At 60.5% G+C, this 20061-nt stretch carries 19 protein-coding genes; 8 read left to right on the forward strand and 11 right to left on the reverse strand.

Features of this window, described 5'->3' with window-relative positions:
- Nucleotides 1–127: 127 nt before the first annotated feature.
- Nucleotides 128–1276 carry an NAD(P)/FAD-dependent oxidoreductase gene (locus U367_RS0121175; RefSeq protein WP_028618503.1) on the reverse strand — a complete coding sequence of 383 codons (1149 nt, stop codon included), beginning with the start codon at nucleotides 1274–1276 and terminating at the stop codon, nucleotides 128–130.
- A gap of 37 nt (nucleotides 1277–1313) precedes the next feature.
- A complete protein-coding gene (locus tag U367_RS0121180) occupies nucleotides 1314–1481 on the reverse strand; it encodes a rubredoxin (RefSeq protein WP_015886569.1) in 168 nt (55 codons plus the stop codon).
- A gap of 194 nt (nucleotides 1482–1675) precedes the next feature.
- Between U367_RS0121180 and U367_RS0121185 the strand changes: the two genes are divergently transcribed.
- The gene (locus tag U367_RS0121185) at nucleotides 1676–2239 is read left to right on the forward strand and encodes a chorismate--pyruvate lyase family protein (RefSeq protein WP_028618504.1); all 564 of its coding nucleotides are present in this window, start codon (nucleotides 1676–1678) and stop codon (nucleotides 2237–2239) included.
- A complete protein-coding gene (gene ubiA / locus U367_RS0121190; protein ID WP_028618505.1) occupies nucleotides 2239–3129 on the forward strand; it encodes a 4-hydroxybenzoate octaprenyltransferase in 891 nt (296 codons plus the stop codon). The genes U367_RS0121185 and ubiA overlap by 1 nt, the downstream gene beginning before the upstream one ends.
- Nucleotides 3130–3246: 117 nt before the next feature.
- Here ubiA and U367_RS0121195 read toward each other — a convergent pair whose 3' ends face one another.
- Entirely contained in the window at nucleotides 3247–3627 is a 381-nt protein-coding gene (locus tag U367_RS0121195; RefSeq protein WP_028618506.1) for a COG4315 family predicted lipoprotein, read from the reverse strand.
- A gap of 155 nt (nucleotides 3628–3782) precedes the next feature.
- Between U367_RS0121195 and phoB the strand changes: the two genes are divergently transcribed.
- From phoB to U367_RS0121215, 3 genes are all read left to right on the forward strand, one after another.
- Nucleotides 3783–4472: a phosphate regulon transcriptional regulator PhoB gene (phoB, locus tag U367_RS0121200; RefSeq protein WP_003176964.1), complete on the forward strand. Its 690-nt coding sequence runs from the start codon at nucleotides 3783–3785 to the stop codon at nucleotides 4470–4472.
- A gap of 81 nt (nucleotides 4473–4553) precedes the next feature.
- Nucleotides 4554–5840: a phosphate regulon sensor histidine kinase PhoR gene (gene phoR, locus U367_RS0121205; RefSeq protein ID WP_218170090.1), complete on the forward strand. Its 1287-nt coding sequence runs from the start codon at nucleotides 4554–4556 to the stop codon at nucleotides 5838–5840.
- Nucleotides 5841–5964: 124 nt separating this feature from the next.
- The gene (locus U367_RS0121215; protein ID WP_010207573.1) at nucleotides 5965–7305 is read left to right on the forward strand and encodes a hemolysin family protein; all 1341 of its coding nucleotides are present in this window, start codon (nucleotides 5965–5967) and stop codon (nucleotides 7303–7305) included.
- Between the two features lie 3 nt (nucleotides 7306–7308).
- On the opposite strand, the gene U367_RS0121220 is transcribed toward U367_RS0121215, so the two are convergent.
- The 7 genes from U367_RS0121220 to U367_RS0121250 all read right to left on the reverse strand — a co-directional run bounded on the left by U367_RS0121220 (nucleotide 7309) and on the right by U367_RS0121250 (nucleotide 16072).
- A complete protein-coding gene (locus U367_RS0121220) occupies nucleotides 7309–7971 on the reverse strand; it encodes a M23 family metallopeptidase (protein WP_028618508.1) in 663 nt (220 codons plus the stop codon).
- Between the two features lie 192 nt (nucleotides 7972–8163).
- Entirely contained in the window at nucleotides 8164–9075 is a 912-nt protein-coding gene (locus U367_RS0121225) for a response regulator (RefSeq protein WP_028618509.1), read from the reverse strand.
- Nucleotides 9076–9243: 168 nt separating this feature from the next.
- Nucleotides 9244–10005: a phosphate signaling complex protein PhoU gene (phoU, locus tag U367_RS0121230; protein ID WP_016978634.1), complete on the reverse strand. Its 762-nt coding sequence runs from the start codon at nucleotides 10003–10005 to the stop codon at nucleotides 9244–9246.
- A gap of 70 nt (nucleotides 10006–10075) precedes the next feature.
- On the reverse strand, nucleotides 10076–10909 hold the full coding sequence (pstB, locus tag U367_RS0121235) for a phosphate ABC transporter ATP-binding protein PstB (protein WP_010207582.1): 834 nt from the start codon (nucleotides 10907–10909) through the stop codon (nucleotides 10076–10078).
- Nucleotides 10910–10981: 72 nt separating this feature from the next.
- Nucleotides 10982–12652, reverse strand: coding sequence for a phosphate ABC transporter permease PstA (gene pstA, locus U367_RS0121240; RefSeq protein ID WP_016978635.1), 1671 nt, complete (start codon nucleotides 12650–12652; stop codon nucleotides 10982–10984).
- Between the two features lie 15 nt (nucleotides 12653–12667).
- Nucleotides 12668–14701, reverse strand: coding sequence for an ABC transporter permease subunit (locus U367_RS0121245; protein WP_174890973.1), 2034 nt, complete (start codon nucleotides 14699–14701; stop codon nucleotides 12668–12670).
- A 384-nt stretch (nucleotides 14702–15085) separates the two neighbouring features.
- Nucleotides 15086–16072, reverse strand: a complete 987-nt coding sequence (locus tag U367_RS0121250) for a phosphate ABC transporter substrate-binding protein PstS (RefSeq protein ID WP_016978637.1) — start codon at nucleotides 16070–16072, stop codon at nucleotides 15086–15088.
- Between the two features lie 308 nt (nucleotides 16073–16380).
- Here U367_RS0121250 and U367_RS0121255 point away from each other — a divergent pair, with 308 nt between their 5' ends.
- Entirely contained in the window at nucleotides 16381–17415 is a 1035-nt protein-coding gene (locus tag U367_RS0121255) for a helix-turn-helix domain-containing protein (RefSeq protein ID WP_028618511.1), read from the forward strand.
- Nucleotides 17412–17840: a PIN domain-containing protein gene (locus U367_RS01000000130235; RefSeq protein WP_050587911.1), complete on the forward strand. Its 429-nt coding sequence runs from the start codon at nucleotides 17412–17414 to the stop codon at nucleotides 17838–17840. The genes U367_RS0121255 and U367_RS01000000130235 overlap by 4 nt, the downstream gene beginning before the upstream one ends.
- A gap of 68 nt (nucleotides 17841–17908) precedes the next feature.
- Here U367_RS01000000130235 and U367_RS0121265 read toward each other — a convergent pair whose 3' ends face one another.
- The gene (locus U367_RS0121265; protein ID WP_028618512.1) at nucleotides 17909–19198 is read right to left on the reverse strand and encodes an MFS transporter; all 1290 of its coding nucleotides are present in this window, start codon (nucleotides 19196–19198) and stop codon (nucleotides 17909–17911) included.
- A 454-nt stretch (nucleotides 19199–19652) separates the two neighbouring features.
- Here U367_RS0121265 and U367_RS0121270 point away from each other — a divergent pair, with 454 nt between their 5' ends.
- Nucleotides 19653–20057 (forward strand): acyl-CoA thioesterase, encoded by a 405-nt coding sequence (locus tag U367_RS0121270; protein ID WP_003176975.1) that lies wholly within the window; start codon nucleotides 19653–19655, stop codon nucleotides 20055–20057.
- Nucleotides 20058–20061 lie beyond the last annotated feature (4 nt).

A 20061-nucleotide genomic window follows, 5' to 3' on the forward strand; every position in this document is an offset into this window, starting at 1 on the left:
CAAAGCGCCGCAGGCTCTACTCTGCGGCAGACGGGAGTGAGGATGGCATGCCCTCGCACGCTCCGCCAGTCTAGCGGCGACCTTTCTAGTGGGAAAAACGTGCTTAATCCGACAGAACGACCGGTATTTACGCCAGCAACGGCGGAAGTTCTTTATTGAGGGCCAGTTTTTCCATCACCGCGGTGCCGGTCAGTGCGTAACCCAGCAGGCGGCCACTGGCATCGCGGCACAGGGCCTTGATGTCGGCGCCCTCGCCTTCCACGTTCCAGACGCCTTCGGTGCCCCGTGGCGGTGGCGAGACCACCAGAGGGCAGACCGGCGTCTTGACGGTCACCGGCATCGGGCCGTAGCTGACGGCGGTGGCGTTGCCGGCCAGGGTCTGGGCCAACGCACGGGCGCAGCTCATCAGCGGCATCACGTACAGCAGGTTCAGGCCGTCGACCTCGGCGCAGTCGCCCAGGGCGTAGATATTGGCGTGGGAGGTCTTGAGGTGGCGGTCCACCATGATTCCGCGGTTGGTCTGCAGGCCGGCGGCGGCGGCCAGGTCGACACGCGGGCGCAGGCCGATGGCGGAGACCACCAGGTCGCAGGCGATCACTTCACCGTCCGACAGATGGGCTTCCAGGCCGTCGGCAGTGCGCTGCAGCCGATTGAGCACCGGGCCCAGGTGGAAACGCGCGCCGAGGCCTTCGAGGCCGGCCTGTACCGCGGCGGCGGCGGCCGGGTGCAGCAAGGTTGGCATGACCTGCTCGCACGGCGCTACCAGGTCAATCTCATAGCCGCCAAGGATCAGGTCGTTGGCGAACTCGCAGCCGATCAGGCCGGCGCCGAGCAGCAGCACGCGGCGCTTGCCGGCAGCAGCGGCACGAAAGCGTGCGTAGTCTTCGAGGTCGTTTATCGGGAAAATCAGTTCAGCCGCATCGCCCTCAACCGGCACACGCACGGTTTCTGCGCCCCAGGCCAGGATCAGGTCGCGGTAAGCCACCGCTTCCTCACCAATCCACAAGCGCTTGTGGCCAGGGTCAATGCCGCTGACGCGGGTGTGGGTGCGCACTTCGGCCTTGAGTTGCTCGGCCATGGCGCCAGGTTCAGCCATGCTCAGGCCATCGGCTTCCTTGTTCTTGCCAAAACCAGTGGAGAGCATGGGCTTGGAGTAGGAGCGCCCGTCATCTGCGGTGATCAGCAGCAAGGGGGTCTCGCTGTCGAGCTTGCGAAACTCCCGGGCCACGTTGTAACCGGCCAATCCTGTGCCGATGATCACGACAGGTGCGTTCATTCCCTTCTCCTTGTAGTACTTATCTGAAAACCAAAAATCAGCCGATTTCGATCATTTCGAAATCCATTTTGCCCACGCCGCAGTCCGGGCACAGCCAGTCTTCCGGGACGTCTTCCCAACGGGTGCCAGGCAGAATTCCGTCATCCGGCCAGCCGTCTTTCTCGTCATAGATCAGGCCACAGACTACACATTGCCACTTCTTCATCACTTGCTTCCTCAGGGTCAGGCATCTTGGCCGACGGTCGATAGACCCACGTTGCCGTGCGGCTCAGGGCGTTTTGTACTGATCGGGGCCGGCAGATGCAAGCACGATCGACGCAAACAGCCGGTTCAGACCGGCAAAAACCCGGGACGCCATGGTAAGCTCGCCGCCTCTTTTGCTGCCAATACTGACTCACCGTGCCGCACTCAATCGACCCTCCCGATGCTTGCCAATGGCTGACCCAGAGCCTTCTGAGCCCCCTGCCCACGCCTTTGATCCTCAATTGGCTGTTTGATGAAGGGTCAATGACGCAGCGGCTGACGCGCCTGTCCAACAATGGCTTCAGCATCACGCCGCTATTTGAGGGTTGGCAGCCGCTACGCGACGACGAGTGCGCAGCCCTCGACCTGCCCCCAGCCAGCGTCGGCTGGGTACGCGAAACGTATTTGCACGGCAACGGCCAGCCCTGGCTGTTCGCGCGTTGCGTGGCCGCCCGCAGCACCTTGCAAGGTGACGGCTTGCACATGGACGCACTGGGCAGCCGCCCACTCGGTGAATTGCTGTTCAGCGAACACGCATTCAGCCGCCAAGCCATAGAGGTGTGCCGCTACCCACGCCAATGGCTACCCAAGGACAGCCAGATCGAGGGTCTATGGGCGCGTCGGTCGCGCTTTGACCGTGGCGCGTTGAGCGTATTGGTGGCCGAGATCTTCCTGCCAAGCGTGTGGCAAGCGGTGCATGCCCATCCGGAGAACTGCTGATGTACCAACGTCTGCTCAAGTCCCTGAACCACCTGAACCCCAGGGCCTGGGATTTCATTCAGCTGACCCGCATGGACAAGCCCATCGGCATCTACCTGCTGCTGTGGCCGACGCTGTGGGCGCTGTGGATCGCCGGCAAAGGCTCGCCCTCTTTGATCAATATCGTGATTTTCGTTTTGGGCGTGGTGCTGACCCGCGCCGGTGGCTGCGTGATCAACGACTGGGCGGACCGCAAGGTCGACGGCCATGTAAAGCGCACCGAGCAGCGCCCGCTGGTGAGCGGCAAGATCAGTTCGAAAGAGGCGCTGGTGTTTTTCGCGGTGCTGATGGGCATCAGTTTCCTGCTGGTGCTGCTGACCAACGCCACCACCATCCTGCTGTCCCTTGGCGGCCTGGCGCTGGCGGCGAGCTACCCATTCATGAAGCGTTACACCTACTACCCACAGGTGGTGCTGGGGGCGGCGTTCTCGTGGGGCATGCCGATGGCGTTCACCGCCGAGACCGGCAGCCTGCCCGCCACCGCGTGGCTGCTGTATATCGCCAACCTGCTGTGGACGGTGGGCTACGACACTTATTATGCGATGACCGACCGCGATGACGACTTGAAGATCGGCGTGAAATCCACGGCCATTCTGTTCGGTGAAGCTGATCGCGTGATCATCCTGACCCTGCAGGGCCTTTCGCTGGCGTGCCTGCTGCTGGCGGGCGCACGGTTCGAACTGGGGGGCTGGTTCCACCTGGGCTTGCTGGCGGCGGCCGGCTGTTTTGCCTGGGAATTCTGGTACACCCGGGACAAGGATCGGATGAAGTGCTTCAAGGCGTTCCTGCACAACCACTGGGCGGGGTTGGCGATATTTATCGGGATTGTGCTGGATTACGCGTTGCGCTGAGGTTTTTGTGGCGGCCGGGCTTACGCCTTCGCGGGCAAGTCGAATCGTCGCACCGCCGCTCCCACATTTGGAATGCGTTCCCTTGCAGGAGCCGGCTTGCCGGCTCCTGCAGAAAGATCAGGGCTTGGCGACCTTCCAAGCGCCGTCCATTTTGCCGTCACCGGTCATGTCGCCCGCCTTCTTGTCCATGATGAAGGTATAGAGCGGCTTCCCGCTGTAAGCCCATTGGCTTTTCTGATCGTCACGGGTGATGACGGTCCATTTACCCATTGGCTTATCGGTGGACTCAGCCATCAGTGGGGGCCAATTGGTGGCGCACTTGTCATTGCACATGGACTTGCCTTCGGCATCCTTGGCAAAGGTGTAAAGCGTCATGCCCTTGTGGTCGACCAGCATCCCGTCTTTCGTCATCGCGGGTTCCGCCGCGAATGCCAGGGTCGGCAGCGCCAACGCCGCCGTTACCAGCAGGGCTTTCCAGGAAATCGTGCTGTAAGTCATCGGAACCTTCCTTTTGTGGTTGTCAGGATTCGGACCCAAAGCGTAGTCCAGAGAGGCGGGAATTGCCCGAGCGACTAAATTACTGTCACACGACTGCAATAATTCCGTTATCTAATGCGGCGCAAGACAGTTAAATGACAAGAGGATTTTTGAGCATGGTTGGCAGGAGCATTCTGATTGTTGACGACGAAGCGCCCATCCGCGAGATGATCGCCGTTGCGTTGGAAATGGCCGGCTACGACTGCCTGGAGGCGGAGAACTCCCAGCAGGCCCATGCCATTATCGTCGACCGCAAGCCGGACCTGATCCTGCTGGACTGGATGTTGCCCGGCACCTCCGGCATCGAACTGGCCCGCCGTCTCAAGCGTGACGAGCTGACCGGGGACATCCCGATCATCATGCTCACCGCCAAGGGCGAAGAGGACAACAAGATCCAAGGCCTGGAAGTCGGCGCCGACGACTACATCACCAAGCCGTTTTCCCCACGCGAGTTGGTCGCTCGTCTGAAAGCCGTATTGCGCCGCGCCGGCCCAACCGATGGCGAGGCGCCTATCGAAGTCGGCGGCCTGCTGCTGGATCCGATCAGCCACCGCGTGACCATCGATGGCAAGCCGGCCGAGATGGGGCCGACCGAATACCGCCTGCTGCAATTCTTCATGACCCACCAGGAGCGCGCCTACACCCGCGGCCAACTGCTGGACCAGGTGTGGGGCGGCAACGTGTATGTGGAAGAGCGCACCGTGGACGTGCATATCCGTCGCCTGCGCAAAGCCTTGGGCGATGCCTACGAGAATCTGGTACAAACCGTGCGCGGCACGGGCTACCGCTTTTCAACCAAAGGCTGAGCCGGTCCCTTCTTTCCTTAACAGCTGACAAGGACGCATGTTTAAGTGAACCAAAACTGGCATGGCACCCTGATCCGCCACATGCTTTTGCTGATCACCGGCTGCCTGTTGGTGGGTCTGGTCAGCGGTTACTACGGCTGGAGCCTGGCAGCCGGCATCGCCTTGTACCTGGGTTGGACCCTCAAGCAACTGCTGCGCCTGCATGAATGGCTGCGCCAGCACAAACCCGATGAAGCACCGCCCGATGGCTACGGCCTGTGGGGCGAAGTGTTCGACAGCATCTATCACTTGCAGCGCCGCGACCAACGGGTGCGCGGACGCCTGCAAGCCGTGATCGACCGGGTACAGGAATCCACCGCCGCGTTGAAAGATGCGGTGATCATGCTCGACAGCGATGGCAACCTGGAATGGTGGAACCGCGCCGCCGAGACCCTGCTGGGCCTCAAGACGCCCCAGGACAGCGGCCAGCCCGTGACCAACCTGGTGCGCCACCCGCGCTTCAAGGAGTACTTCGAACAGGAGAACTACGAAGAAGCCCTGGAAATCCCCTCGCCCACCAATGACCGCGTGCGCATCCAGCTGTACCTGACGCGCTATGGCAACAACGAGCACCTGATGCTGGTGCGCGACGTCACCCGCATCCACCAGCTGGAACAGATGCGCAAAGACTTCGTCGCCAACGTCTCACACGAGTTGCGCACACCGCTGACGGTGATCTGTGGCTACCTGGAGACGCTGCTGGACAACGTCGACGAGATCAACCCGCGCTGGAGCCGGGCCCTGCAGCAAATGCAGCAGCAAGGCTCACGCATGCAGACACTGCTCAACGACCTGCTGTTGCTGGCCAAGTTGGAAGCCACCGATTACCCGTCGGATAACCACCCAGTGGCGGTGCAGAGCCTGCTACAGACCATCAAGAACGACGCCCAGGCCCTCTCCGGCCAACGCGGCCAGCAGATCACCCTGGAAGCCGACCCCGCCGTGCTGCTCAAAGGCAGCGAAGGCGAGTTGCGCAGCGCGTTTTCCAACCTGGTGTTCAACGCCGTGAAGTACACCCAGGACAAAGGCAACATCCGCATCCGCTGGTGGGCCGACGAACAGGGCGCGCACCTGAGCGTGCAGGACTCCGGCATCGGCATCGACGCCAAGCACTTGCCGCGCCTGACCGAGCGTTTCTACCGCGTCGACTCCAGCCGCAACTCCAACACTGGCGGCACCGGGCTTGGCCTGGCGATCGTCAAGCACGTGCTGCTGCGTCACCGCGCACGCCTGGAGATCAGCAGCGTGTTGGGCCATGGCAGTACGTTTACCTGCCATTTTCCGCCAGCACAGATGACACGATCGAAGGCAATTGATCAGGACACCTGACGGCCCGCCCGGCAGTGGGCACTAGGCAAGCGCCCCGTCAGCCGCTACATTGGCCGACTTGCGCCTGCCTTCCAGGCCCGCCTGCCACCCCTTATTGAACACACGGAACCTGCAAAACCCCATCATGGACCCTTCCCCTGGTATCACCCTCGCTACACTCTTCGCCGACTTCGGCATGATTCTTTTTGCACTGATCCTGGTACTGCTCAACGGTTTCTTCGTTGCGGCCGAATTTGCCATGGTCAAACTGCGCGCCACCCGGGTCGAGGCCATCGCCCACAAGAACGGCTGGCGCGGGCAGATCCTGCGCACCGTGCACAGCCAGCTCGACGCGTACCTGTCGGCCTGCCAGCTGGGCATCACCCTCGCCTCCCTGGGCTTGGGCTGGGTCGGTGAGCCGGCCTTCGCGCACATCCTTGAGCCGCTGCTGGGCGCCGTGGGCGTCGAGTCGCCGGAAGTGATCAAGGGCGTGTCGTTCTTTGCCGCCTTCTTCGTGATTTCCTACCTGCACATTGTGGTCGGTGAGCTGGCGCCCAAGTCCTGGGCGATTCGCAAACCCGAACTGCTGTCGTTGTGGACGGCGGTGCCGCTGTACCTGTTCTACTGGGCCATGTACCCGGCGATCTACCTGCTCAACGCCAGCGCCAACGCCATCCTGCGCATCGCCGGCCAAGGCGAACCCGGCCCGCACCACGAACACCATTACAGCCGTGAAGAACTCAAGCTTATCCTGCACTCCAGCCGTGGCCAGGACCCGAGCGACCAAGGCATGCGCGTGCTGGCCTCCGCCGTGGAAATGGGCGAGCTGGAAGTGGTGGACTGGGCCAACTCCCGAGAAGACCTGGTCACCCTGGACTTCAACGCCCCGCTCAAGGAAATCCTCGCGCTGTTCCGTCGCCACAAATTCAGCCGCTACCCCGTGTATGACGCGGTGCGCAACGAATTCGTGGGCCTGCTGCACATCAAGGACCTGCTGCTGGAACTGGCGGCCCTGGACCACATCCCCGAGTCGTTCAACCTCGCCGAGCTGACCCGGCCGCTGGAGCGTGTGTCGCGGCACATGCCGCTGTCGCAACTGCTGGAACAATTCCGCAAAGGCGGCGCGCACTTCGCCCTGGTGGAAGAAGCCGACGGCAAGATCATCGGCTACCTGACCATGGAAGACGTGCTGGAAGTGCTGGTGGGCGATATCCAGGACGAACACCGCAAGGCCGAGCGCGGCATCCTGGCCTACCAGCCGGGCAAGCTGCTGGTGCGTGGCGACACGCCGCTGTTCAAGGTGGAGCGCCTGCTGGGCGTGGACTTGGACCACATCGAAGCCGAAACCCTGGCCGGTCTGATCTACGACACCCTCAAACGCGTGCCGGAAGAGGAAGAAGTACTGGAGGTCGAAGGCTTGCGCATCATCATCAAGAAGATGAAAGGGCCGAAGATCGTGTTGGCCAAGGTGCTGCTGCTGGATTGATCGTCAATTGCCCAATGCAAAATTGGGCAATGCGCCGACCGGCTGGTTGAACTCATACGGGATCGACACCAGCCCCGCCTCGGTGGCGCGCTGCACCACAAAATGCAGATGCGGCCCGCTGCTGTTGCCGGTATTGCCCGACAACCCCAGCGGGTTTCCTACCGCCACACGCTGCCCAACCCTGACACTGACCGAGCCTTGCTTGAGGTGCAGGTACACCGCCTCACTGCCGTCGTCATGACGCACTCGCACAAAATTCCCGGACGCATCATTGCCACGCCCGACCTGCTCATTCTCGGTCTTCACCACCATTCCGCTGCGTGCCGCAATGATCGGCGTGCCTTCGGGCATGGCGATATCCATGGCGTAGCGGCTCTTACTATCGGTATGGCTGAAAGTGCCGTTGGGACCTTGGGTCAGGCGAAATGGGCCGCCACGCCAGGGCAAGGGATAGCGGTAGGCTTGTTGTGGACGATTGGGCTTGGGCACGACAAGCATCGGTCGCTCAACCTTGCGCTCCTGGATCACGAACGCCAGGGCACCCGGTGTATACCGGTCGCTGATAAACACCAGGCCATTGGCATCGACGGATTTGTAGAGGGTCATGGCCTGGGTCGACACGGCGACCGTGGCCAGCCCACAGCACAGCAAAAAGCGCATGAGCATGGCGCGAACCTGCCGGGATGACTGAACGGCAGGCTAGCAAGGGATCGTTACAGTCTGTAGTGAGCGGGCTTGTCCCGCGCTGGGTGGCGAAGCCGCCCTAATGGGAGCCACCGCATTTTCTCAGATGATACGCGCCGTCTGGTTTTGGGGCGGCTTCGCCACCCAGCGCGGGACAAGCCCGCTCACTACAAATCACGCACCCGGCACAAAATGCTTCTGCGCCGTACCCCGTGCGATCAGACGGGAGATGTAATCGAGCTTCTGCGCGTCCTGGTCGATGAACCGGAAGGTCAGTTGCAGCCAATCGCTGTCAGGCTTGGGTTCGAAGGCGACGATAGCGTGCAAGTAGCCGTTGAGACGGGCCACTTCGGCGTTGTCGCCTTGTTCCAGGTCGAGCACGGCGCTTTCCAGTACCTGGGGCAGGACTTCGCTACGACGTACTACCAGCAGCGCTTCCTTGATGCTCAGCGCCTTGATCACGCATTGCTGGGTGCCACTGGACAGGCGCAATTGACCTTGACCACGGCCACCGGCAGGGGATGCAGCTGCAGGCGCCTGAACCGGCGGGCTGTTGAGCAGGCCTCGGCTCGGTGCAGGGGCAGCCGCCGCCACAGGAGCCGACTTGAGTGCTTCGGGCTTGCCGCCGGTCAGGGCGCTGAGTGAATCGTTGCCAAAGGCCGAGTTCATTTTGGTCGGCGCGCTGGCGACCAGCGCGTCGAGCCGACCGATCTTGTGCAGGGCCTGCTTGACCTTGTTCAGCAACTGCTCGTTGGTGAACGGCTTGCTGACATAGCCCGAAACCCCGGCCTGGATGGCCTGGACCACGTTTTCCTTGTCGCCACGGCTGGTCACCATCACGAACGGCATGGCTTTGAGGTGAGGCTGCTCACGGCACCAGGTCAACAGTTCAAGGCCAGACATCTCCGGCATTTCCCAGTCGCACAGCACCAGGTCGAAGCTCTCGCGCATCAGGATGGCCTGGGCCTTTTTGCCGTTCACCGCGTCTTCAAGCTTGATCCCGGGGAAGTAGTTGCGCAGGCACTTCTTCACCAGGTCGCGGATAAACGAGGCGTCATCCACCACCAATACACTGACTTTACTCATCGACCCTTCATCCTATTAACACTTCGGCACGCAAGACGCCTGACTGATGGCATTTTGCCAAAACTCGGTGGTCACGTTGGGAATTTATCTCGCTCAACGTGTAAAAAATTCAGTGGCCACAAACAAAAACGCCCGACCAAAGGCCGGGCGTTAATTTCTCGGGCAACCTTACTTATCGTCAGTTTGGCCCGGAACATTAGGGATAAGATCGGCCGAACCTTCAACTTCGGCCTTCATGCGCTTGAGGCCCATGTGCCGTACGTCGGTGCCGCGCACCAGGTAAATCACCAGTTCCGAGATATTACGCGCGTGGTCGCCGATACGCTCCAGCGAACGCAGCACCCAGATAATGCTCAAGACCCGCGAGATAGAGCGTGGGTCTTCCATCATGTAAGTCGCCAGCTCACGCAGCGCGGTCTTGTATTCGCGGTCGATGATCTTGTCGTACTGGGCCACCGACAGTGCCAGCTCAGCATCGAAGCGAGCAAAGGCGTCGAGGGCATCGCGCACCATGTTGCGCACCTGGTCGCCGATGTGGCGCACTTCCACGTAACCGCGTGGCGCTTCGCCTTCTTCGCACAGTTGGATGGCGCGGCGGGCGATCTTGGTGGCTTCGTCGCCGATGCGCTCCAGGTCGATCACCGACTTGGAGATGCTGATGATCAAACGCAGGTCGGACGCCGCCGGCTGGCGGCGGGCCAGAATGCGCAAGCATTCTTCGTCGATGTTGCGTTCCATCTGGTTGATCTGGTCATCGATCTCACGCACTTGCTGGGCCAAGCCCGAGTCGGCCTCGATCAGCGCGGTGACGGCGTCGTTGACTTGCTTCTCCACCAGCCCGCCCATCGCCAGGAGGTGGCTGCGCACTTCCTCAAGCTCGGCGTTGAACTGCGCGGAGATGTGGTGGGTAAGGCCTTCTTTGCTAATCATGTTGGCGTCCTTGGAGCGTCCGGTAAGGTGCGGAAAACCGCAGCGTCAGTGCGAGGAAAATCCCGGCATCCTAGCCGTAGCGACCGGTAATGTAGTCTTCGGTCTGCTTCTTCGCCGGATTGGTGAACAGGGTATCGGTGTCGCCGAACTCCACCAGTTTGCCCATGTACATGAACGCGGTGTAGTCGGAAACCCGCGCCGCCTGTTGCATGTTGTGGGTCACGATAACGATGGTGAACTTGGACTTGAGCTCGTAGATCAGCTCTTCGACTTTCAGCGTGGAGATCGGGTCGAGTGCCGAGCAAGGTTCGTCGAGCAGCAGTACTTCCGGCTCGACGGCGATGGTGCGGGCAATGACCAGACGCTGCTGCTGACCGCCAGACAGGCCGAGGGCCGATTCGTGTAGACGGTCCTTCACTTCGTCCCACAGCGCCGCGCCTTTCAAGGCCCACTCGACTGCTTCGTCGAGGATGCGTTTCTTGTTGATGCCCTGGATGCGCAGGCCGTAGACCACGTTTTCGTAGATGGTCTTGGGGAACGGGTTGGGCTTCTGGAACACCATGCCCACGCGGCGACGCAGCTCGGCCACGTCTTCGCCCTTGCGGTAGATGTTGGTGCCGTAGAGGTTGATCGCACCGTCTACGCGGCAGCCGTCCACCAGGTCATTCATGCGGTTGAACGTGCGCAGCAGCGTGGACTTGCCGCAGCCCGACGGGCCGATGAAGGCGGTCACGCGCTGCTTGGGGATGTTCATGCTGACGTCAAACAGCGCCTGTTTTTCACCGTAGTACAGGCTCAGGCCCGGCACTTCGATGGCCACGGTTTCCTGGGCCAGGCTCAGGCTCTGCTTGTCGCGACCCAGGGCAGACATGTTGATGCCGTGGGTGTGGGTGTCTTGTTGCATGGGATGCTCCCTGTGCTACCAATTCGTTGTGTTGAACCGCAGGCATCGGGCCTGCGGCAAGCAATATTCAGATCAGCTATCCAACGCTTTGTATTTTTCGCGCAGGTGGTTACGAATCCACACCGCCGACAAGTTGAGCGTGGCGATCACCAGCACCAGCAGCAACGCGGTGGCGTACACCAGCGGCCGTGCGGCTTCGACGTTGGGGCTCTGGAAGCCGACGTCATAAATATGGAAGCCCAGGTGCATGATCTTCTGGTCCAGGTGCAGGTACGGGTAGTTGCCATCCAGCGGCAGTGACGGCGCCAGTTTCACCACGCCGACCAGCATCAGCGGCGCCACTTCACCGGCGGCGCGGGCCACGGCGAGGATCATGCCGGTCATCATCGCCGGGCTGGCCATCGGCAGCACGATCTTCCACAGCGTTTCCGCCTTGGTCGCGCCCAGTGCCAGGGAGCCTTCACGTACGGTGCGAGGAATCCGCGCCAGGCCTTCTTCGGTGGCCACGATCACCACCGGCACCGCCAGCAGCGCCAGGGTCAGCGAGGCCCACAACAGGCCCGGCGTACCGAAGGTCGGGGCCGGCAGGGCTTCGGCGAAGAACAGGCGGTCAACCGAACCGCCCAATACATACACGAAGAAGCCCAGGCCGAACACGCCGTAGACGATGGCCGGTACACCGGCCAGGTTGTTCACGGCGATACGGATGACGCGGGTCAGGGTGTTCTGCTTGGCGTATTCACGCAGGTACACCGCCGCCAGCACGCCAAACGGAGTGACGATCATCGCCATGATCAGGGTCATCATCACGGTGCCGAAGATAGCCGGGAAGATCCCGCCTTCGGTGTTGGCTTCCCGTGGGTCATCGCTGAGGAATTCCCAGACCTTGCTGAAGTAGAAGCCGATCTTGGTAATCGTACCCATGGCGTTCGGCTGGTAGGCGTGCACCACTTTGCCGATGCCGATTTCGATTTCCTTGCCGTTGCCGTCGCGAGCGGTCAGCGCGTCGCGGTTGAACTGGGCGTGCAGGTCGGCCAGGCGGGCTTCGATGTCTTGGTAACGGGCATTCAGCTCGGCGCGGTCGGCATCCATGTCGGCCTGGGCGGCGGCGTCGAGCTTGCCTTCCAGCTCCAGTTTGCGGCCGTGCAGGCGGATGCGCTCCAAACCGGCGTTGATCGCGCCGATGTCGGATTTTTCCAGGGTTTTGAGTTGAGCGGCCAGCTTGTTGACGCGATCCACACGGGCCTGCAGCTCCGGCCATGCGGCCTCGCCTTCGGCGATGACTTTACCGTCCTGCTTAACGTTGACCAGGGTGCCGTAGAAATTACCCCACTCACGGCGCTCGATGGTCATCAGGTTCGCCGGCGTGGTCTGGTCCTTGAGCCACTCGCCGACGATCCAGGTGAAGTCGTTGCCGTTCAGGTCACGGTTGCCGACCTTGATCAGCTCGCGGGTCATGAACTCCGGACCTTGGTCCGGCACCGGCAGGCCAGCGCTTTTCAGGCGCTCGCGGGGTACTTCTTCCTTCTGCACCACTTCGCCGATGACGATATGGTTTGCCTGGCCCGGCACGTTGTAGTTGGCCTGGATCAGGTCGGCCGGCCAGAAGTGGCCCAAGCCACGCACGGCGATCACCGCCAGCAAACCAATGGTCATGATGACCGCGATGGACACCGCGCCACCACTGATCCAGACGCCGGGGGCGCCGCTCTTGAACCATCCATTCAGGGAGTTCTGTTTCACAGACTTCTACCTTTCTTAAAGCGACGAGTATTTCTTGCGCAGACGCTGACGAATCAGCTCCGCGAGGGTGTTCATGATGAAGGTGAACAGCAGCAGCACCAGTGCCGAGAGGAACAGCACGCGGTAGTGACTGCCGCCCACTTCCGACTCGGGCATTTCCACTGCGACGTTGGCCGCCAAGGTGCGCAAGCCTTCGAACAGGTTCATCTCCATCACCGGGGTGTTACCGGTGGCCATCAACACAATCATGGTCTCGCCGACAGCGCGGCCCATACCGATCATCAATGCCGAGAAAATGCCCGGGCTGGCGGTCAGGATCACCACGCGTGTCATGGTCTGCCACGGCGTGGCGCCCAAGGCCAGCGAGCCCAGTGTCAGGCCGCGTGGCACGCTGAACACGGCATCTTCGGCGATGGAATAGATGTTCGGGATCACTGCGAAGCCCATGGCCAAACCCACTACCAGAGCGTTGCGCTGGTCGTAGGTGATGCCCAGGTCGTGGGAGATCCACATGCGCATATCGCCGCCGAAGAACCAGGTTTCCAGGTACGGGCTCATGTACAGCGAGAGCCAGCCCACGAACAGGATCACCGGGATCAGGATCGCGCTTTCCCAGCCATCGGGAACGCGCAGACGCAGGGATTCAGGCAAGCGGCTGAAGATGAAGCCGGCGACAAGGATGCCAATCGGCAACAGCATCAACAGACTGAAAATGCCCGGCAGATGCCCTTCCACATACGGCGCCAGGAACAGGCCGGCGAAGAAGCCAAGGATCACCGTCGGCATCGCCTCCATCAGCTCGATCACCGGCTTGACCTTGCGGCGCAGGCTCGGGGCCATGAAGTAGGCGGTGTAGATCGCTGCCGCAACAGCCAGTGGCGCAGCCAGCAGCATGGCGTAGAACGCCGCCTTCAAGGTGCCGAAGGTCAGCGGGGCCAGGCTCATCTTGGGTTCGAAGTCGGTGTTGGCGGCGGTCGATTGCCAGACGTATTTAGGCTCGTCGTAGTTTTCGTACCAAACCTTGCTCCACAGTGCGCTCCACGATACTTCCGGGTGCGGGTTGTCGAGCATCAGCGGTTGCAGCTTGCCGCCGGCTTCCACGATCACGCGGTTGGCCCGTGGCGACATGCCATACACGCCTTGGCCGTCGACTACAGGGTCGACCAACAGGGTGCGGTGTGCAGTGCTGTGGAACACGCCGAAGTTGCCGGCAGCGTCGAGGGCGGTGAAGCCTTTGCGGCGCTCTTCGGCGGAAATTTCCACGATCGGCGTAGTGCCCATCTGGAAGGTGCGGATCTGCTTGAAGCGCTGCTCGCCATCCGGGTCGCGAGCCATGAACCACTGGGCCAGGCCGCCCTTGGAGTTGCCGACGATCAGCGAGATACCGCCCACCAGCTGCGTGCTGGCGGTGACTTCAGCGTTGCCGTCTTCGAGCAATTTGTAGCGACCGTTGAGGCTATTGTCGCGCAGGCTAAACACGTCGGCCAGGGCGCGGCCGTTGATCACGTACAACCATTGCTGACGTGGGTCGATGAAGATCGCTTTCACCGGTTCGGTCATCTGCGGCAGTTCGATGCGCTTCTGCTCGCTGGTGACTTCGCCGGTCATCATGTTTTCTTCGCGGCTCAGGGACAGCACGTTCAAGTGCGAACCGGCGGAACCCGCAACCACCAAGGTTGAATCGGTGGCGTTAAGGGCGACATGCTCCAGCGGGCGACCGGCGTCATCCAGCACGATCGGCGTTTCACCGTAGGGGTATTCGACCGCAGGCGTAATGGTTTTCTTGCCGTCCGGGTAGGACACCTTATAGGTGTGGCGGAACACCATGGACTGGCCATTGGACAGACCGAGAATCACCAACGGGCTACCGGGCTGGTCTTCACCGATAGAAGCAACGCTGGTGCCGGCAGGCAGTGGCAGGTCGACACGCTTGAGTTCGGCGCCGGTTTCCACATTAAAGAACAACGCCTGGCCCTTGTCGGAAACCCGCATGGCGACTTGGTTCTGTTCTTCGAGGGAGATCATCAGCGGCTTGCCCGCGTCCTGGATCCAGGCCGGGGCCAGGGCGTCTTCCTTGGTCAATGAGGCACCTTGGAACAGCGGCGCGACGACATAAGCAAGAAAGAAGAAAATCAGGGTGATAGCGCCGAGGACGGCGAGGCCGCCGACCAGCACATACCAACGGGTCAGGCGATCCTTGAGCGCGCGAATGCGGCGCTTGCGTTGCAGCTCAGGCGTATTGAAGTCAATGCGCTTGGGGGGAGAAGTCGTCGTCATGGTGGAATTGGCCAGATCATTCATGCGCACACCCTAGCGATCCTGTATGACAGAAAGATGACAGTGCAGTGACGCAACAAAGCCGCCGCGAAGCAAGGCTGGCAGCGGACTAGAAAATTCGGATGCGGGGCCGATACTCCGGCCCCGCAGAGGCAATCAGTTGCCTTCTTTCAGACCCAGGTCAGCCAGGGCCTTGGCGGCGACTTTGGCTGGCAGTGGGATGTAGCCGTCTTTCACCACAACTTCCTGGCCCTGCTTGGACAGAACCAGCTTCACGAACTCAGCTTCCAGCGGGGCCAGAGGCTTGTTCGGGGCTTTGTTGACGTACACGTAGAGGAAACGCGACAGCGGGTATTTGCCGTTCAGGGCGTTTTCTTCACTGTCTTCGATGAAGTCAGTGCTGCCTTTCTTGGCCAGGGCCACGGTTTTCACGCTGGCGGTCTTGTAGCCAATGCCCGAGTAACCGATGCCGTTCAGCGACGAGCTGATCGACTGCACGACCGAAGCCGAGCCCGGTTGTTCGTTCACGTTTGGCTTGTAGTCGCCTTTGCACAGGGCTTCTTCTTTGAAGTAGCCGTAGGTGCCGGATACCGAGTTACGACCGAACAGTTGAACCGGCTTGTTGGCCAGGTCGCCGGTCACACCCAGGTCACCCCAGGTTTTCACGTCGGCTTTGCCACCGCACAGACGAGTCGAGGAGAAGATCGCGTCGACTTGTTCCATGGTCAGGTGCTGGATCGGGTTGTCCTTGTGCACGAACACGGCCAGGGCATCCACGGCAACCGGGATAGCGGTTGGCTTGTAGCCGTACTTCTGCTCGAAGGCCGCCAGTTCGGTGTCCTTCATCTTGCGGCTCATCGGGCCCAGGTTGGAGGTGCCTTCAGTCAGCGCAGGTGGTGCGGTAGCGGAGCCAGCAGCTTGAATCTGGATGTTGACGTTCGGGTATTCCTTTTTGTAACCCTCGGCCCACAGGGTCATCAGGTTAGCCAGGGTATCGGAACCGACGCTGGACAAGTTGCCCGACACACCAGTGGTCTTAACGTAAGCCGGAATTGCCGGATCAACACCAGCGGCCACCGCGTTGGCGGTCGCAACGCCAGCAGCGACAAAAGTCATTGCCGCCATCAAACGTTTCAGTTTCATGCCTTGCTCCTAGCAGATAGGGATAGTTGGATCGGGGCCAAGTATCGGGAGGCCGTGTGAACACTCTATGTCTGCAATGTGACAGTTAGATGAAAGGCCACTATTGAGCGAGAAACTGCCATGACGTGGGGAGCATTGAGAAAGGTTTCTCAAGATCCAACTCGGATTTTTCCGACAGCCCTTTAAGGTTGCCGCTCGGAAGTGCGGCTCCTAACCTGCCAGGGCATCCAGGCTTGAGCCGCAATATCTCACCTCAGGTTGACAAAAATATAGTTAGGCATAGCCTTGTCAACCCAAGGAGAATTTTTATGATTAATGACCGAATTCGCCGCGCAAGGCTGCTACGAGGCCTGTCACTCGAGGCTCTGGCGCTTCAGCTAGGCGATATCACCAAACAAGGCTTGAGCAAATATGAGAAAGGGTTAAGCACTCCCAACTCCAGGCGCCTCCTGCAATTGGCCAAGGCACTGGAAGTAAGCCCGGAGTATTTTTTTCGTCCTGAAGCCTTGCCTCTGGCTCCACTGGAGTTTCGCAAACTGGCCAAAATGCCTCAGTACCGCCAAGTGCAAGTCGAGGAACAGGTCCGCGAGCACCTGGAGCGCTACATCGCCCTTGAAGAATGCTTCGAGCCGTTGGATATCCAGACCGCTAGAACCCCAGCGTACTTATTACCCGTGTCTTCCATAGAAGAAGCCGAGATAGCGGCTGACGAACTACGCAAGTATTGGGGGATAGGCGGCGATCCGATAGCCCACCTGACCGAACAACTGGAAGAACATGGGATCAAGGTGGTGATGCTGGATGGCCCGGATGATTTTGACGGCGCCTGCGTCGCCACCCGTGACGGCGAACATGTCCTGATTGCCTTGAATACCCAGCGTCCGGGTGAACGCATTCGTTTTACCGCGGCTCATGAGTTGGGACATTGGGTCATGCAACTGCCCGAAGAAATGCCAGAGCGCGAAAAAGAGAATTGCTGTCATCGTTTCGCCGGCGCCTTTCTTTATCCAGCTGACGCCGTTACCCGCGATTTTGGTAGCCGCCCTCGCTCGAGAATTCATACTCAGGAACTACTGATCGCCAAGCGTCAGTACGGAATTTCAATGCATGCCGCATTGCGCCGCCTCAAAGATCTCGGTCTGGTAGGTGATACCGGCTACAAACTGCTCACCATCCAATTCAGCACTCATGGTTGGCGCAAGGCTGAACCCGAGCCAATCCCCTGCAAACCACCGCAGCGCTTTGAATCCTTGGTGTTCTGGGCACTGGCGGAAGAGTTGATAACCAGGTCTCGGGCCGCGGAATTACTGCGAAGACCTCTGAAGGCACTGGAGAGTGCATGAGCCTGATCTATATCAGCGATACGAATATCTGGATCGACTTCAGAAATGCCGGACTGCTGGAACAGATGTTCAAACTGCCCTTTACCCTCTGCTCTACCGACTTTGTTTTATATGAGCTGGAAGACATCTTCCACGACGAGTTGCTCGCCCAGGGCCTTTTGGTTGAGTCGTTCGATGAAAGAGGCGTACAAAAATTAGTCAATTTGAAAATTGAGCATGGCAACAGCTCAATGGCTGATGTGTCCTGCTATTTATTGGCTCATACCACGGGTAGGCCATTGCTGACAGGTGATGGGAAACTGCGTCGCCAGGCGCAGAAAGAGGGCATCCAAGTACGTGGCGCCCTCTGGCTACTGGACCTCATGACCGAGCACCACACAATCACCTCATCAGTCGCCGCGCAAGCCCTGGAAAATATGCTTTAGTACGGCGCGAGATTGCCAGGAGCGGAATGCGAAAGCAGGCTCTCACGTTGGCGAGAGCCTGATCAGGATTAGCGTGCGCGCTTCCACAGATACCCGCCCACCAACATGCCCATCACACACAAGACGGCAACGTAGTAGGCCGGCCCCATCGGGCTTTCCTTCATCAGCAGCGACACCGCCAACGGCGTCAGGCCGCCGAAAATGGCGTAGGCCACGTTGTAGGAGAACGACAACCCGCTGAAACGCACCACCGGCGGGAAGGCCTTGACCATGACGTAAGGCACTACGCCAATAGTGCCGACGAACAGGCCGGTCAGCGTGTACAGCGGGAACAGCCAGTCCGGGTGAGCGATGAGGCTGTGATAGAGGGTCCAGGAGGTTGCCAGCAACAGCGCGCAACCGACGATCAGCACGCGGCCAGCACCGAAGCGGTCCGCCAGGGCACCCGAGGCAATGCAGCCCAGGCTCAAGGCGACGATGGCCAGGCTGTTGGCCTGCAGCGCAACGGTGGCGCTGAAGTGATAGACCGTTTGCAGCACGGTCGGGGTCATCAGGATGACAACGACGATACCGGCCGACAGCAGCCAGGTCAGCAGCATCGACAGCACGATGGCACCCCGGTGATCACGCAGTACCGCACGCAATGGCAGCTCGGCAGCCAGGGTCTTGCGTTGCTGCATCTCGGCGAAGATCGGTGTTTCATGCAGCCAGCGGCGCAGGTACACCGATAACAGGCCGAACACGCCGCCCAGCAGGAACGGGATGCGCCAGGCGAAATCCGAGACCTGCTCCGGGCTATAAAGAGTGTTGATCGCGGTGGCCACCAGCGAACCCAGCAGAATGCCGGCAGTCAGGCCGCTGGTCAGGGTGCCGCAGGCGTAGCCGATATGGCGCGGCGGTACGTGTTCGGAGACGAACACCCAGGCGCCTGGCACTTCACCACCAATCGCAGCGCCCTGGATGATGCGCATCAGCAGCAACAGCACCGGTGCCCACAGGCCGATCTGCGCGTAGGTTGGCAGCAGGCCCATGATCAGGGTCGGCACGGCCATCATGAAGATGCTCAGGGTGAACATCTTCTTGCGGCCAAGCAGGTCCCCGAAGTGCGCCATGATGATGCCGCCCAGGGGGCGGGCCAGGTAACCGGCGGCGAAGATGCCAAAGGTCTGCATCATGCGCAGCCATTCGGGCATGTCCACGGGGAAGAACAGTTTCCCGACCACGGTGGCGAAAAACACGAAAATGATGAAGTCATAAAACTCCAGCGCCCCGCCCAAGGCAGACAGCGACAGGGTTTTGTAGTCGTTGCGGGTCAGCGGGCGCGAAGGTTGCGCACTGCTTGCGGGCACGGAGGACATGGCAAGGCTTCTCTTATAGTAATCAGGACGGCAAGCGGGACTTGCGGCAGGTTTGGCAAGATAGCAAATCGCTAGAAAAAGCACAGCGTTGAGCGAATAACAGTTCAAAGGCGCGGAATATTCCCGTTTCCTGCTCTTTATCTGCGCCCAGAAGCACAGTTGCCGGAAAAAGCCGCGATACAGCCGCTAAATGCCGACCAAATGAGCCTCCAGAGGTCGTCGTGGCGTCAGGGTCTCGATATACTCGGCCCTTGCAAGCGCAAGAACCGCAGTCTTGAGGGGCTGCTGTGCCAAGACGTCGTTGGGTGCCATCCAGCCGATTTGGCAGAGTTTCCCTTTAGTACGCCTTACGAGAAACGCATCACGCGGTGTATGTTGGTGCTGAAACGTTTTTTTCGAAGACGGCTATCCACTTGAAATACCCATGAAGCGTTACGGGTCAGAGGCCCTCGGCATGATCGAACTCGAACAAGAAGATCCTATCCCGCAAGGCGATCTCGCCCTGCAAATCACCGCACTCCCGCGTGAAACCAACGGTTTTGGCGACATCTTCGGCGGCTGGCTGGTCGCGCAGATGGACCTGGCCGGCACGGCCATGGCCAGCAAGGTCGCAGGTGGGCGTGTGGCAACCGTGGCCATTGATCGCATGGCGTTCCTGGTACCGGTCGCGGTGGGCGCGCAGCTCTCCTTTTATACCCAGGCCCTGGAAATCGGCCGCAGCTCGATCCAGATGATGGTCGAAGTGTGGAGCGACGACCCGCTGTCCAGCGAATGGCGCAAAGTGACCGAGGCGGTATTTGTATTCGTCGCCATCGACGGCAGCGGTCGCACGCGCTCGGTTCCGTCGCGCGCACGTTAAACCT

The sequence above is a fragment of the Pseudomonas canadensis genome, assembly GCF_000503215.1.
Classification (GTDB): domain Bacteria; phylum Pseudomonadota; class Gammaproteobacteria; order Pseudomonadales; family Pseudomonadaceae; genus Aquipseudomonas; species Aquipseudomonas canadensis.